This is a genomic window from Propionivibrio sp. (assembly GCF_047602565.1).
In the GTDB taxonomy this organism is placed as follows: Bacteria; Pseudomonadota; Gammaproteobacteria; order Burkholderiales; family Rhodocyclaceae; genus Propionivibrio.
In genome coordinates, this window is sequence record NZ_JASGGX010000001.1 from 3,111,848 (window position 1) to 3,125,923 (window position 14,076).

Here is a 14,076-nt window from a genome sequence, read left to right on the forward strand (position 1 = left end):
GGACGGCGAATCCACAGAACCTTTCCCCTCACCCCGAGGATTGGTACCACATGCGTTCCGGGCCGGTCTTCTGACTCGCCTTCGTCCTCTTCCGGCGCCTTCCCATGCACGATATTTCGCACAGTGGCGTATTGCCGGAATCGTCAGGCCTACAGCAGCGGGGGGCTGTGCCGGAATGTCCGCGCATGGCGATGGACGGAGTCACCGGCTTCCCGTTTCACCCGCTCCGCGGTCGCGGAGCAAGGAACCTGAAACAGGCGGAGTATACGCCGGAACGGCCGCGCGGAGGAAGGGGCGGGCGCCTGCGGAAATCCACAGGCAGGCCGTCCGCCGGCCATTGGAAACCCCGTCAACCGGCTGCTACGATGAAAGCCGATGCCGCGCCGGCACCGCAACGATATCCAGACAATTTCATGGGAGGAGCATCATGCGCTCACGCTTCACGCCGTACCTGTTCACGCTGTGCGGGCTGTCCCTGGCGGCCTGCTCGACGCAGACGCCGCCGACATCGCCGGACGGGCTTTCCGGCGGGCGTCCGGGGTACGTGATCGGCTATCTGGCGTCGTCGGAGCAGCCCGATAGCGCCACCTTCCTGCCGCCGCCGCCGCAAGCCGGCAGCGCGGCGCAGGCCGCCGACGACGAAGCCTACCGCAACACGCGCGCGCTGAAAGGCACGCCGCGCTGGGCCCTGGCGGTGCGCGACGCCGATCTCTCCTTCCCGCACGCCGCGCAGGTGTTTTCCTGCGCGCTGGGCATCCGCATTTCCGAGCAGGACACGCCGCACCTCAACATGCTGATCCGCCGCGTCCGCGCCGACGCCAGCCGCTCGAACGACAAGGCCAAGGACCTGTACAAGCGCCGCCGGCCCTACCTGACGTTCGGCGATGCAAGCTGCACGCCCGCCGAGAAGCACAAGGACGATTCCTACCCCTCCGGCCACACCTCGATCGGCTGGGCCTGGGCGCTGGTCCTGGCGGAACTCGCCCCCGACCGCGCCGACCGCGTCTTCGCGCGCGGTCTGGCGTTCGGCGAAAGCCGCGTGATCTGCGGCGTGCATTGGAAGAGCGACATCGACGCCGGCCGTATCGTCGGCGCGGCGACGGTCAGCCGCCTGCATGCCAACCCGCTGTTCGCCGCGCAATTCGTGCTGGCCCGCCAGGAAGTCGAAAAAGCCCGCGCGGCCGCCACCCGGCCGCAAGCCGACTGCGCCGAAGAAGCCAAGGCGCTGGCGGTGCGTTGATGCCGTAAAAGTCTCCCGGAAGGCTTTCCAAAAAAATGGCGCGGCTGGAATCCGCGCCATTTTTTTATCGCCGGAATCCGTCGCGGCTACTTCATCTCGTCCCGCGTCGCCAGCGCGGGGAACAGCCGGAGCCAGGCGGCGGCGACCAGCAGCGTGCCGATGCCGCCGAGCACCACCGAGCCGACCGGACCGAACAGCGCGGCGGTGGCGCCGGACTCGAATTCGCCGAGCTGGTTCGAGGCGCCGATGAAGATGGTGTTGACCGCGGCGACGCGGCCGCGCATCTCGTCCGGCGTTTCCAGCTGCATCAGGGTCAGGCGGGTGACCACGCTGACGTTGTCGGCGGCGCCGGAGACGGCCAGCGCGAGCAGCGACACGGCGAAGCTCGACGACAGGCCGAAGACGATCATGCACACGCCGAAGGCGGCCACGCAGGCCAGCATGCGCCGGCCGACGCGCCGCTGCAGCGGCCAGCGCGCCAGCGCCAGCGACATGGTCAGCGCGCCGACGGCCGGAGCCGCGCGCAGCAGGCCGAGGCCGACCGGGCCGGTGTGCAGGATGTCGCGCGCGAAGATCGGCAGCAACGCGGTGGCGCCGCCGAGCAGGACGGCGAAGAGGTCGAGCGACATGGCGCCGAGCAGCACCTTGTTGTTCCACGCGAAGGTCACGCCGGCGAACACGCTGCGCAGGGTGCTGGCCGAGTGCGACGGCCGGTGCGCGTAGCGCACGGCGAGCGTGAGCACGAAGGCGATCAGCAGCAGCGCGCCGCCCGTGCCGTAAACGGTCATCGCGCCCATCGTATACAGCACGCCGCCAAGCGCCGGGCCGCAGATGATGGCGGCCTGCACGCCGCTGGTGGACAGGGCGATGGCGCGCACCAGCAGGTGCGGCGGCACCAGCTGCGGCGTCAGCGCCTGCTGCGACGGCTGCTGGAAGGCGCGGGCCACGCCGAGCACCACCGAGACGCCGAGCATCAGCCCGCGCGTGGCGAAGTTGCCGGGGATCGCCGCCAGCAGCAGCAGCGCGACGCAGGACTGGGTGATCATGCAGGCGGCGAAGACGCGGCCGCGGTGCAGGCGGTCGACCACGTGTCCGGCCGGCAGGGTCATCGCCAGCTGCGGCACGAACTGGAACAGGCCGACCAGGCCGAGATCCCAGGCACTGCCGGTGATGTCGTACATCTGCCAGGCGACGGCGACCATCAGCATCTGGTTGGCGACGGTGCCGAACAGGCGCGCCAGCCAGAACAGCACGAAGGGGCGCTGGGCGAGCAGCGCGGCAAAGGAGGCGTCGGGCGTCGCCGCGGACGCCGCCGGGCCGGAGGCGGCGGGGGCGTTCATGCTCAACAGGCGACTCCCGGCGTGCAGGCGGCGGCTTTTTCCGCCGGGACGACGGGGCGCTTCTCGGCCAGCCAGCCGTTCATCCCGTTCGTCACGTTGTACACCGTCGCGTAGCCGGCCCGCTCGGAGAGGAACTGCGCCGCAGCGCGCGTGCGGTTGCCGCTGCGGCAGATCAGGATGAGCGGCTGGCCGGGTTTGGCGAAGCCCTTGGCGGATGCCAGCCACTGCGCCGGATTGGCTTCGCTCTTTTCGTTGAAGAAGGTGAGCAGCCGGCTGCCGGCGATGACGCCGGAGCTCTTCCACTCGCCGGGCGTGCGGATGTTGACGACCGGCACGCCGCCGGCCGCCAGCCGGGCCAGTTCGGCGTTGTCGATGTCGATCACTTCCGCGCCGGCCGGTCCGGCGAGCAGGCCGGCGGCGAGGAGCGCGATGACGGCAGGGAACCGGCGGGGCGATGGCGGTCGTTTCATGGTCGGATCGTGGGCGGTGTCGGACGGGGGCGCCAGTATACTCCGTCGCCGGGGCCGGACCGGGCGCGCGGCGGGAAACCGTCGTCATCCTGATAGAATGCTTTCCTTTTTGGATCAATCCGTGGACGCCCTGCTGCTGCTCAAGGCCCTGATTCTCGGCATCGTCGAAGGCCTGACCGAATTCCTGCCGGTCTCCTCGACCGGCCACCTGATCCTGGCCGGCGACCTGCTCGATTTCAACGACGACCGCGGCAAGCTGTTCGAGATCGTCATCCAGTCGGGCGCCATCCTGGCGGTGGTCTGGGAATACCGCGCGCGCATCGCCGGCGTGGTGCGCGGACTGGGCCGCGAACGGCTGGCCAACCGCTTCGTGCTCAACCTGTTCATCGCCTTCCTGCCGCTGGCCATCCTCGGCCTGCTGTTCAAGCAGGCGATCGAGGCGCACCTGTTCAAGCCGCTGCCGGTGGCGCTGGCGTTCATCATCGGGGCGCTGGTCATCCTGTGGGCCGAGCGGCGCGAGCACACGATCCGGGTGCCGTCGGTCGACGACATGACCCCGCTCGACGCGCTCAAGCTCGGGCTGGCGCAGGCGCTGGCGCTGATTCCCGGCACCTCGCGCTCGGGCGCGACGATCATCGGCGGCCTGCTGTTCGGCCTGTCGCGCCGGGCGGCGACCGAGTTCTCCTTCTTCCTGGCCATCCCGACGCTGATCGTGGCCACGGTGTACAAGCTCTACAAGGACCGCGCCCTGCTCAGCGCCGACGACGTCGGCATGTGGGCGGTCGGCTTCGTCGCCGCCTTCGTTTCCGCCTTCCTGTGCGTGCGCTGGCTGCTGCGCTTCATCTCCAGCCACGACTTCACGCCCTTCGCCTGGTACCGCATCGCCTTCGGCATCGTGGTCCTGGTCACCTGGCACTTCGGCTGGGTCGAGTGGACGGTCTCGTGAGCGCCGGCATCCTCTACCTGCACGGCTTCAGCTCCTCGCCGCAGTCGTTGAAGGCGCGCCTGCTCGCCGACGCGCTGGCCGCGCGCGGGCTGGGCGACCGGCTGTGCTGCCCGTTCCTGTCGCACGTGCCGGATGCGGCGATCGCCCAGGCCGAGGCGATCATCGCCGGGCACGACGGGCCGCTCGCCGTGGCCGGCAGTTCGCTGGGGGGCTTCTACGCCACCTGGCTGGCCGAGAAATACGACCTGCGCGCCGTGCTGATCAATCCCGCCGTGGTGGCGCCGATCTCGCTGGAAAAATACCTCGGCCCGCAGACCAACCTGTATACGCACGAGCCGTTCGAATTCACCCTCGAACACGTCGCCCAGCTGCGCGCGCTGGAAGTCCCCCGGATCACGCCGTCGCGCTACCTGCTGATGGTGGAGACCGGCGACGAGGTGCTCGACTACCGCCAGGCCGTCGCGCGCTATGCCGGATGCCGCCAGATCGTGCTTCCGGGCGGCGATCACAGCTTCACGCGCTTCCCCGAGTACGTCGCGCAACTCATTGAATTCTGCGGGTTATAATCCAGCCGATGCACGTATTGTTCGAAGAAGAGGGCGCTTTCCGGGCGGGCACGATCCTGGCCGACAACGACACGTCGTTGCAGGTCGAGACGGCGTCGGGCAAGCGCGCCAAGATCAAGTCGTCGAATGTCCTCCTGCGCTACAAGGAGCCGGCGCCCGGCGAACTGCTGGAGCGTGCCGAGCAGGCGGCGGCGGACATCGACAGCGAATTCCTGTGGGAGTGTGCGGGCGATGGCGAGTTTTCTTTTTCTGATTTTGCCGACGACTACTTCGGCGGCGCCGGACACATGGCCTCGGCGGTCGAGGCGGCTGCGCTGCTGCTGGCCCTGCACGCGGCGCCCGTCTATTTTCATCGCAAGGGCAAGGGGCGCTTCCGCAAGGCGCCTCCCGACATTCTCGCGGCTGCTCTGGCCGGTCTTGAAAAGAAGCGTCAGCAGGCGCTGACCGTCGAGCGCATGGCCGCCGAGCTCAAGGCCTTCACGCTGCCGCCGGAGTTCGCGCCGCTGCTCGACCAGCTCCTTTACAAGCCGGACCGCAACCGGCCCGAAACCAAGGCGCTCGAAGCGGCCTGCGCGGAGACGGGGCTGTCCGCGCCGCATCTGCTGGAAAAGTGCGGCGCCATCCGCTCGGCGTACGACTATCACTACCAGCGTTTCCTGCGCGAGCAGTTTCCGCGCGGCACGGGCTTTCCCGACGCCGAGACGCCCGCGTTTCCCGCCGATCTGCCGCGCGCCGACGTGCGCGCCTTCTCGATCGACGACGCGGCGACCACCGAGATCGACGATGCCCTGTCGCTGCAGGCGCTGCCGGGCGTCGGCTGGCGGGTCGGCATCCACATCGCCGCGCCGGGGCTGGGCATCCTGCCGAATTCCCCGCTCGACCAGGTGGCCCGCGCGCGGCTGTCGACCGTCTACATGCCCGGCGCCAAGATCACCATGCTGCCCGACGCCGTGGTGGACGATTTCACCCTGGCCGCCGGGCGCGACTGCCCGGCGCTGTCGCTCTACCTGACGGTGACGACGGACTTCGAGATCGTCGCGCACGAGTCGCGCGTCGAACTCGTGCCGATCGCCGCCAACCTGCGCCACCACGACGTCGAGCCGCTGTTCAACGCGCAGACGCTGGCCGAAGGGCTGGCGGAATTCCCCTTCCGCGACGAGCTGAAGACGCTCTGGCACCTGGCCAACGCCTGCGAGGGCCGGCGCGGCAAGCCGTCGGCGGTGCAGGGCGTGCACGACTACAACTTCGCCATCGTGGGCGACCTCGCCGATCCCGAGGCGTGCCGGGTCGAGATCAGCGAGCGCCGGCGCGGCAGCCCGCTCGACAAGCTGGTCTCGGAACTGATGATCGTCGCCAACAGCACCTGGGGCGGCCTGCTGGCCGAAAAGGGCATCCCCGCCATCTACCGCGCGCAGACCGCCGGCAAGGTGCGCATGACCACCTCGCCGCTGCCGCACGAGGGCCTGGGCGTCGACCAGTACGCCTGGGCGTCGTCGCCGCTGCGGCGCTACGTTGACCTGCTCAACCAATGGCAGCTGGTGGCCTGTCTGCGCGGCGAGGCGCCGCCGTTCAAGCCGCGTTCGGAACTGCTGTTCGCGGCCATGCGCGACTTCGACCTCACCTATGCCGCCTATGCCGAATTCCAGCGCGGCATGGAGCGCTACTGGTGCCTGCGCTGGCTGCGCCAGGAGGGCGTGCGGACCCTCGACGCTACCGTCCGCCGCGAGAATCTGGTTAAACTCGACCATCTGCCGCTGCTCCTGCGCGTGCCTTCGATGCCCGAGCTCGCTCAGGGGCGGCGCATCCGGCTGGCGATCGAAGCGATGGATCTATTGACGCTCGAACTGGGCTGCCGCTACCTCGAAACGCTGGAAAGCGCGGTGGCGGAAGCCGACATCGAGGACGAGGCAACGGAAGAGGCGGCGAACTGACGTGGACGGGAGCATGGCGTTGACAGGAACGGGAATGGCGGCGGGCGCGCCCGGCGGCCCGCGCACGCTGTGGATGGCGATCGGCGTCTCGCTGCTGCTGCATGCCGTGCTGCTGTCGCTGCATTTCAAGTTTCCCGAGGCATCGCGCACCCTGCAGGACAAGGCGCTCGACATCATCCTGGTCAACGCCCGCTCGGCGCGCAAACCCACCGAGGCGCAGGCGCTGGCGCAGGCCAATCTCGACGGCGGCGGCAACTCGGAACGCAATCGCCGCGCCAGGACGCCGCTGCCGCCGTCGCAGCGGGAGCAGTCCGGCAACGATCTCGAACAGACGCAGAAGCGCGTGCAGGCGCTGGAAGCGCAGCAGCGGCGCCTGCTGGCGCAGGCCCGGGGCAAGCAGGCGCTGCCGCCGGCCGAGGAGGTGCGGCCGCAGCCGTCGCCCGAGCCTTCGCCGGAACCGGCGCTGAGCGGGCGCGATCTGGCCAGCAGCGCGCTGGAGATGGCGCGCCTGCAAGGCGAAATCGCGCGCCAGACCGACGAATACAACAAGCGCCCGCGGGTCAAGAATCTCGGCACCCGCGCCGAGGAATACCGCTTCGCCCGCTACATGGAAGACTGGCGCATCAAGATCGAGCGCATCGGCACGCTGAACTACCCGGAGCCGGCGCGGGGCAAGCTGTCCGGCAGCCTGATGCTGACCGTGCGCATCCGCGGCGACGGCAGCGTCGAGCGCGTGGACATCGACCGTCCGTCCGGGCACCGCGTGCTCGACGAGGCGGCGCGGCGCATCGTGCGCATGGCCGAGCCCTTCGCCGAATTCCCGCCCGACATCCGCCGCGAATTCGACGTGCTGGAGATCACCCGCACCTGGACCTTCACCAGCAGCAACGCGCTCGAAACGAGATGATTCCCTCGCCTGAAACGTTCCGTCCCACCCCCACCACAGGTATCCGCACATGACCGACAAATACTGCGTCTTCGGCAATCCCATCAGCCACAGCAAGTCGCCGATCATCCACGCGGCGTTCGCGCGCCAGACCGGCCAGGATATCGAGTACCGGGCGATCCTCGCGCCGACCGACGGCTTCGCCGACGCGGTCGACGCCTTCATCGCCGAGGGCGGCAAGGGCGCCAACGTCACCCTGCCGTTCAAGCAGGAGGCCTTTCAGCTGGCCACGCGCCTGACTCTGCGCGCCGAGCAGGCCGGCGCGGTGAACACGCTGGTGTTCAAGGACGACGAGGTGGTCGGCGACAACACCGACGGCGTCGGCCTGCTGCGCGACATCATGATCACCCTGAACTACCCGATCCGCGGCAAGCGCGTCCTGCTGCTCGGCGCCGGCGGCGCGGCGCGCGGGGTGGTCGGCCCGCTGCTCGGCGAGCATCCCGCATCGCTGACCATCGCCAACCGCACGGTGGTGCGCGCTCGCTCGCTGGCCGAGCATTTCGCCGCGACCGGGCCGGTCACCGGCTGCGGCTACGACGAGCTGGCCGGCCGCCAGTTCGACATCGTCATCAACGCCACCTCGGCGAGCCTGAGCGGCACCATGCCGCCGCTGCCGGATGGCATCTTCGCGCCGGGCAGCCTGGCCTACAAGATGATGTACGGGCTCGGCGACACCCCGTTCCGCGCCTTCGCCCGCGAGCAGGGCGCCGGCATGATCTCGGAAGGGCTCGGCATGCTGCTCGAACAGGCGGCCGAATCGTTCTACGTCTGGCGCGGCGTGCGCCCGGATTGCGGGCCGGTCGCGGAGCTCCTGCAGAAGAAATGAGCGGCGCGCCGCACGCCGCCGCCTCCTTTCTCGCGCGCTGGCTCCGGCGGCTGCTGGCCGGCCTGGTCGGCCTGGCGCTGCTGTACCACCTGTGGCTGTTCGGCTGGGTCGTCCTGTGGAGCCGGGTCGACCCGGACATGACGCACTTCATGGAAATCCGCCTGGACGAGCTGCGGGCCAAGGACCCGCGCGCGCAGCTGAAGAAACAGTGGGTCGAGTACGCGCGCATCTCGGTGCATCTCAAGCGCGCGCTGATCGTCGCCGAGGACGACCTGTTCACCCAGCACGACGGCTTCGACTGGGACGGCATCCAGAAGGCCATGGAGAAGAACCAGCGGCGCGGCCGGATCGTCGCCGGCGGCTCGACCATCTCCCAGCAGCTGGCCAAGAACCTCTTCCTGTCGCCGCAGAAGACGCCGTGGCGCAAGGCCGAGGAGGCCGCGATCACGCTGATGATCGAAAGCGTCTGGAGCAAGCGGCGCATCTTCGAGGTGTATCTCAACGTGATCGAGTGGGGCAACGGCGTGTTCGGCGCCGAGGCCGCCGCGCGCCACTATTTCGGCGTCGGCGCCGCGCAGCTGACGCCGGAACAGGCGGCGCGGCTGGCCGGCATGGTGCCCAGCCCGCGCTTCTACGACCGCAACCGCGGCGCGCCGGGCCTTTCCGCAAAGGCGGCGATCATCCAGGCGCGCATGCCGTCCGCCAGAATCCCCTGACACTCTGCTAGAATCGCCGCCGGCATTCGAGGTCGCGCCGCCCGCCGCGCGCGCGGCGCCCCGGCCCGACCTCCCGATCCATTGCCCGATTGATTGCCTTATCCACGGGGGCTTTCCCGATGAGCGAAGAAAAGAACGGCCCGGAGTTCATGGCGGCGGTGCGCGAACTGCTCGCCAGGCAAAAGCTCGTCGAGGACCCGGCGTACCGCTCGGAGATGCCGCGCCACGATGCCGCCGAGGATGTCGCGCAGACGCAGCACCTGGCCGAACTGCGCGCGCTGCTGGAAAGGGTGCCGCTGGACGGAGTCGCCGGCATCCTCGAAGCGCTCGAACCCGAGGAGCGCCTGGTCGTCTGGCACCAGGTGCGCGAGGAGCGCGGCGAGGCGATCCTCGAAATCCTGTCGGACGAAGTGCGCCAGGACCTGATCTGCGACAGCCACCTGCGCAACGAAAAAACCTCGGTGACCGCCTTCGAGCTGCGCAACGGGCGCCTCAGCCAGATCAACGTGACCACGCCCTACGATCTGAAATGCCTGAAGCCGATCTGGATCGACCTGGTCGCGCCGACGCCGGAGATCCGCGCCTGGGTCGGCCGCTTCTACGACGTGCAGCTGCCCAACCCGAGCAGCCTGACCGACCTGGAAGCCAGCGCGCGCTTCTACGTCGAGGACAACGGCGAAGTGCACCTGCACTCCGACTTCCTGCTCGATACCAAGGACGAGTCGCGCAACGTGGCGGTGGCGCTGATCCTGCATCGCGACGTGCTGTTCACGGTGCGCACCGAGGAACTGCCGGTGTTCCGCCTGCAGCGCCTGCGCGCGCGCACCCAGCCGGGCTACGTGACCGACGGCAAGGACGTGCTGCTCGACCTGTACGCCGCCGACGTCGAATACTCGGCCGACGCGCTGGAGGACGTCTACGCCGCGCTGGAAGTGGTCAGCCGGCACGTGCTCGGCACCGAGGTCACCGACGACGAGGCGGCCAAGATCCTGGCCGACATCGCCAGCGAGGAGGATTTGAACGGCCGCATCCGGCGCAACGTGCACGACACGCGCCGCGCCGTGTCCTTCCTGATCCGCGGCAAGCTGCTGGCGCAGAGCCAGATCGACGACGCGCGGCAGATCCTGCGCGACATCGAATCGCTCGACGGCCACACCTCCTTCCTGTTCGGGAAGATCAACTTCCTGATGGACGCCACCGTCGGCTTCATCAACATCAACCAGAACAAGATCATCAAGATCTTCTCGGTGGCCTCGGTCGCCATGCTGCCGCCGACGCTGATCGCCAGCATCTACGGCATGAACTTCCAGGAGTGGTTCCCGGAAATCCACTGGCAGTACGGCTATCCCTTCTCGCTGCTGCTGATGCTGGTGTCGGTGGCGGTGCCGTTCTGGTTCTTCTACAAGAAGGGCTGGCTGCGCTGAGGCGGCCAGCCCTGCCGCCTACCGCCAGTTGCTGAACACCGTTTCGGCCGCCGCGACGGTCGCCGCGATGTCGGCGTCGGCGTGCGCGGCCGACACGAAGCCCGCTTCGTAGGCCGACGGCGCGAAATAGTGCCCGGCGTCGAGCATGGCGTGGAAGAAGCGGTTGAACGCCGCCTTGTCGCACTGCATGACCTCGGCGAAATTCTGCGGGCAATGCGCGCGGAAATAGACGCCGAACATGCCGCCGACGGACTGCGCCGAGAACGCCACGCCGTGCCTGACAGCGGCGGCGCTCAGCCCCTCGCACAGGGCTTCGGCCCTGCGTTCCAGTTCGACGAAGAAGCCGGGCGCCTGAATCAGCCGCAGCGTGGCCAGCCCCGCCGCCACGGCGAGCGGATTGCCCGACAGCGTGCCGGCCTGGTAAACCGGGCCGAGCGGGGCGATCTTCTCCATGATCTCGCGCCGGCCGCCGAACGCCGCGACCGGCATGCCGCCGCCGATCACCTTGCCGAGCGTGGTCAGGTCCGGGCGGATGCTGTACAGCCCCTGCGCGCACGCCGGCCCGACCCGGAAGCCGGTCATCACCTCGTCGAAGATCAGGACGCTGCCGTACCGCGTGCATTGGGTGCGCAGGCACTGCAGGAACTCCGGCCGCGGCGCGACCAGGTTCATGTTGCCGGCGACCGGCTCGACGATCACCGCGGCGATGCGCTCGCCGTGCTGCGCGAAGGCCTGCTCGACCGCCTCGTCGTCGTTGTAGTCGAGCACCAGCGTGTGCTGCGCCAGATCGGCCGGCACCCCGCCCGAGCTCGGATTGCCGAAGGTCAGCAGGCCCGAGCCGGCTTTGACCAGCAGGCTGTCGCTGTGGCCGTGGTAGCAGCCCTCGAACTTGATCAGCAGGTCGCGGCCGGTGTAGCCGCGCGCCAGGCGGATCGCGCTCATCGTCGCCTCGGTGCCCGAGCTGACCAGCCGCACCATGTCGAGCGACGGCAGCAGGCCCCACAGCAGCTCGGCCATGTCGACCTCGATTTCGGTCGGGGCGCCGAAGGACAGCCCCTTCCCGGCGGCCTCCCGCACCGCCGCCACGACCTCCGGATGGGCGTGGCCGAGGATCAGCGGCCCCCAGGAGCCGACGTAGTCGAGATACGTCTTGCCGTCCGCGTCGGTCACCCGCGCTCCCCGGCCGCTGACCAGGAAGGGTGGCGTGCCGCCCACGGAGCCGAAGGCGCGCACGGGAGAATTGACGCCGCCCGGAATGCGCTGCCGGGCGCGCTCGAACAGTTGCTGATTGCGGCTTGTCACGCGGGTTCTCCTTGAAAAAGCGGCTGATAGGCGCGGACGCGGGCGGCGATCGTCGCCGCGTCGTCCGCCTGGAAGATGTCGCTGATCACGGCCAGCAGGTCGGCGCCGGCGGCGACCACGGCCGCCGCGTTGTCCCGCGTGATGCCGCCGATGGCGCAGGACGGGACGCCCAGTTCGTCGCGGCAGCGGCCGAACAGCGCGAGGTCGGCGCGCACCGCGTGCGGCTTGGTCGGCGAGGCGAAGACTGCGCCGAAGGCGACGTAGTCGGCGCCCGCCCGCGCCGCGGCGCGGGCGCGCTCGAAGTCGGCGTAGCAGGAGGCGCCCAGGATTCTGCCGGGACCGAGCGCCCGGCGCGCGGCGGCCAGGTCGCCGTCGTCGCCGCCGAGATGCACGCCGTCGGCGTCCACGGCCAGGGCGAGCGGCAGGCTGTCGTTGACGATCAGCAGCGCGCCGGCGTCGCGGGTCAGCGCGCGCAGCGCCTGCGCCGTCGCCCGCTGCCGCGCCGCGTCGGCGGACTTGTCCCGGTACTGGACGATCCGCACGCCGCCGCGCAGCGCCGCCTCGACGCGCGCGAGGCAGTCGGCGGCGTCCGGCGTCTCCGGGGTGAGCGCGTAAAGTCCGCGCAACTGGCCGCGATGATTCATGCTTCGTCTCCGTTTTCCGTTCGCCCGTCGGGATCGGGCGGCCGCGCATCGGAAAATTCCTGGTGCGGCGAACCGCCATTGGCTAGAATCGATTCCCGCCGTCTCCGGCGATTTTAACCGAAACGCTTGGCCAGCCCAGGGACGGCGCGGGCGGCGCGCCGAGGCGGTTATTGGCCCGGCGAAGGCGGCGCGGGCCTGCCGATTCGAGACAAAACCTTCAAATTCCGATAGAAGCGGTTGAAATATATGAGTTTGATGTATAGTGTTCCATTGGATGTAATCATGGGGCATGGTCGAAGGGCGCGTCAGCCGGCCGGACCGAGAGTTCTTTGGAGGTGTTGATTGACCACTGTTGCAAGCCTGAATGGCATCAAGGTGATGATCATTGACGACAGCAACACCATCCGGCGGAGCGCCGAGATTTTCCTCGTGCAGGCGGGCTGCCAGGTGGTTCTGGCGGAGGACGGGTTCGACGCCCTGGCCAAGATCGCCGACCACGAGCCCGACGTCATCTTCTGCGATATCATGATGCCGCGTCTCGACGGCTACCAGACCTGTGCGCTGATCAAGAAGAATCCGCGTTTCAGCGCCACCCCGCTGATCATGCTGTCGTCCAAGGACGGCCTGTTCGACCGCGCCCGGGGGCGCATGGTCGGTTCGGACCAATACCTGACCAAACCGTTCACCAAGGACAGTCTGCTGCAGTCGGTGGCGACGTTCGCGCCGAAGCGGGAATAGTCGGTTTTTTTTCATGCCATAGTTGCACGTGCCAAAGGTTATTGGGAGTAAATGTCATGCCGGTAAAAACGATTCTCGTCGTCGATGATTCGCCCACGGAGCGCCACGTTCTGTCCGAATTGCTGACCAGCAACGGTTATCAGATCATCACCGCCGAAAACGGCGAGGAAGGCGTCGAGAAGGCCAAGAAGGAACTGCCCGATCTGATCCTCATGGACGTCGTGATGCCGGGCCTGAACGGCTATCAGGCGACCCGCACGCTGACCCGCGACGAGACGACCAAGCACATCCCGATCATCGTCTGCACCTCCAAGGGGCAGGAGACCGACCGCATCTGGGGGCTGCGCCAGGGCGCCCTCGACTACATCGTCAAACCGGTCGATGCCGACGATCTGCTGTCCAAGATCGCGGCGCTCTGAGCGGCCTTGACCCATGGCCAGGAAAAGCAGTCTCCGTGAGTTTCAGGCGCATCTGGCGGCCCGTCTGGCGGGTGTCGGGGACCAGCGGGCGGCGGGCTTTCTCGGCGTCCAGTCGGGCGCGGACTACTGGCTGATCGGCCTGCCGGATGTCGGCGAGATCGTCCCGCTGCCGCCGCTGACCGGCGTGCCGTTGACCCAGCCGTGGTTCGTCGGCATCGCCAACATCCGCGGCAATCTCCACGCGGTGGCCGATTTCTCGGCGTTCCGGGGCAAGGAGGCGACACCCCGCAACGCCACCTCGCGCCTGCTGCTGATCGGCACGCGCCACGGCAACAACGCGGCGCTGCTGGTGACGCGGATGCTCGGCCTGCGCAATATCGACGACCTCACGCCGGCGGCGGCCGACCCGGAGGCGCCGCCCTGGGCGAACGAGGCCTACACCGACAAGGAAGGGCGCCGTTGGCGGGAGTTGAACGTCCGGCGCCTGTTCCTCGACGACACGTTCATGGATATCCGAATCTAGTTTTCATTGCAATCAAACCGTTATAACAACACGGCCAACCCGGAG

At 68.6% G+C, this 14,076-nt stretch carries 15 protein-coding genes and 1 riboswitch; of the genes, 11 read left to right on the forward strand and 4 right to left on the reverse strand.

Annotated features, from left to right (window positions below):
• Positions 1-42: 42 nt before the first annotated feature.
• A riboswitch (cobalamin riboswitch) is annotated at positions 43-267 on the reverse strand.
• 160 nt (positions 268-427) lie between these two features.
• Positions 428-1,240 (forward strand): acid phosphatase, encoded by an 813-nt coding sequence (locus tag QM701_RS14680; protein WP_415167780.1) that lies wholly within the window; start codon positions 428-430, stop codon positions 1,238-1,240.
• Between the two features lie 86 nt (positions 1,241-1,326).
• Here QM701_RS14680 and QM701_RS14685 read toward each other — a convergent pair whose 3' ends face one another.
• Positions 1,327-2,580, reverse strand: coding sequence for an MFS transporter (locus QM701_RS14685; protein ID WP_415167781.1), 1,254 nt, complete (start codon positions 2,578-2,580; stop codon positions 1,327-1,329).
• A gap of 2 nt (positions 2,581-2,582) precedes the next feature.
• Complete coding sequence (locus QM701_RS14690; protein WP_415167782.1) at positions 2,583-3,050, reverse strand: rhodanese-like domain-containing protein; 468 nt, start codon at positions 3,048-3,050, stop codon at positions 2,583-2,585.
• A 121-nt stretch (positions 3,051-3,171) separates the two neighbouring features.
• Between QM701_RS14690 and QM701_RS14695 the strand changes: the two genes are divergently transcribed.
• The 7 genes from QM701_RS14695 to corA all read left to right on the forward strand — a co-directional run bounded on the left by QM701_RS14695 (position 3,172) and on the right by corA (position 10,405).
• The gene (locus QM701_RS14695; protein WP_415167783.1) at positions 3,172-3,996 is read left to right on the forward strand and encodes an undecaprenyl-diphosphate phosphatase; all 825 of its coding nucleotides are present in this window, start codon (positions 3,172-3,174) and stop codon (positions 3,994-3,996) included.
• Positions 3,993-4,562, forward strand: coding sequence for a YqiA/YcfP family alpha/beta fold hydrolase (locus QM701_RS14700; RefSeq protein WP_415167784.1), 570 nt, complete (start codon positions 3,993-3,995; stop codon positions 4,560-4,562). The genes QM701_RS14695 and QM701_RS14700 overlap by 4 nt, the downstream gene beginning before the upstream one ends.
• An 8-nt stretch (positions 4,563-4,570) precedes the next feature.
• On the forward strand, positions 4,571-6,493 hold the full coding sequence (locus QM701_RS14705) for a ribonuclease catalytic domain-containing protein (RefSeq protein WP_415167785.1): 1,923 nt from the start codon (positions 4,571-4,573) through the stop codon (positions 6,491-6,493).
• A 13-nt stretch (positions 6,494-6,506) separates the two neighbouring features.
• On the forward strand, positions 6,507-7,400 hold the full coding sequence (locus QM701_RS14710) for an energy transducer TonB family protein (RefSeq protein ID WP_415167786.1): 894 nt from the start codon (positions 6,507-6,509) through the stop codon (positions 7,398-7,400).
• A gap of 49 nt (positions 7,401-7,449) precedes the next feature.
• The gene (aroE, locus tag QM701_RS14715) at positions 7,450-8,265 is read left to right on the forward strand and encodes a shikimate dehydrogenase (RefSeq protein ID WP_415167787.1); all 816 of its coding nucleotides are present in this window, start codon (positions 7,450-7,452) and stop codon (positions 8,263-8,265) included.
• Entirely contained in the window at positions 8,262-8,981 is a 720-nt protein-coding gene (gene mtgA, locus QM701_RS14720; protein ID WP_415167788.1) for a monofunctional biosynthetic peptidoglycan transglycosylase, read from the forward strand. Before aroE ends, mtgA begins: the two co-directional genes overlap by 4 nt.
• A gap of 119 nt (positions 8,982-9,100) precedes the next feature.
• Positions 9,101-10,405, forward strand: a complete 1,305-nt coding sequence (corA, locus tag QM701_RS14725; RefSeq protein WP_415167789.1) for a magnesium/cobalt transporter CorA — start codon at positions 9,101-9,103, stop codon at positions 10,403-10,405.
• A gap of 18 nt (positions 10,406-10,423) precedes the next feature.
• Here the strand turns inward: corA and hemL are convergent, their stop codons facing one another.
• Both hemL and thiE read right to left on the reverse strand, forming a co-directional pair.
• Positions 10,424-11,707 carry a glutamate-1-semialdehyde 2,1-aminomutase gene (gene hemL / locus QM701_RS14730; protein ID WP_415167790.1) on the reverse strand — a complete coding sequence of 428 codons (1,284 nt, stop codon included), beginning with the start codon at positions 11,705-11,707 and terminating at the stop codon, positions 10,424-10,426.
• Positions 11,704-12,351, reverse strand: coding sequence for a thiamine phosphate synthase (thiE, locus tag QM701_RS14735; RefSeq protein ID WP_415167791.1), 648 nt, complete (start codon positions 12,349-12,351; stop codon positions 11,704-11,706). The genes hemL and thiE overlap by 4 nt, the downstream gene beginning before the upstream one ends.
• Positions 12,352-12,729: 378 nt before the next feature.
• On the opposite strand from thiE, the gene QM701_RS14740 reads away from it, so the two are divergent.
• From QM701_RS14740 to QM701_RS14750, 3 genes are read left to right on the forward strand one after another with little or no spacing between them, the layout of a single operon-like run.
• Positions 12,730-13,089: a response regulator gene (locus tag QM701_RS14740; protein WP_415169405.1), complete on the forward strand. Its 360-nt coding sequence runs from the start codon at positions 12,730-12,732 to the stop codon at positions 13,087-13,089.
• A 56-nt stretch (positions 13,090-13,145) separates the two neighbouring features.
• Complete coding sequence (locus QM701_RS14745) at positions 13,146-13,508, forward strand: response regulator (protein WP_415167792.1); 363 nt, start codon at positions 13,146-13,148, stop codon at positions 13,506-13,508.
• A gap of 13 nt (positions 13,509-13,521) precedes the next feature.
• A complete protein-coding gene (locus QM701_RS14750) occupies positions 13,522-14,031 on the forward strand; it encodes a chemotaxis protein CheW (protein WP_415167793.1) in 510 nt (169 codons plus the stop codon).
• Positions 14,032-14,076: the final 45 nt, after the last annotated feature.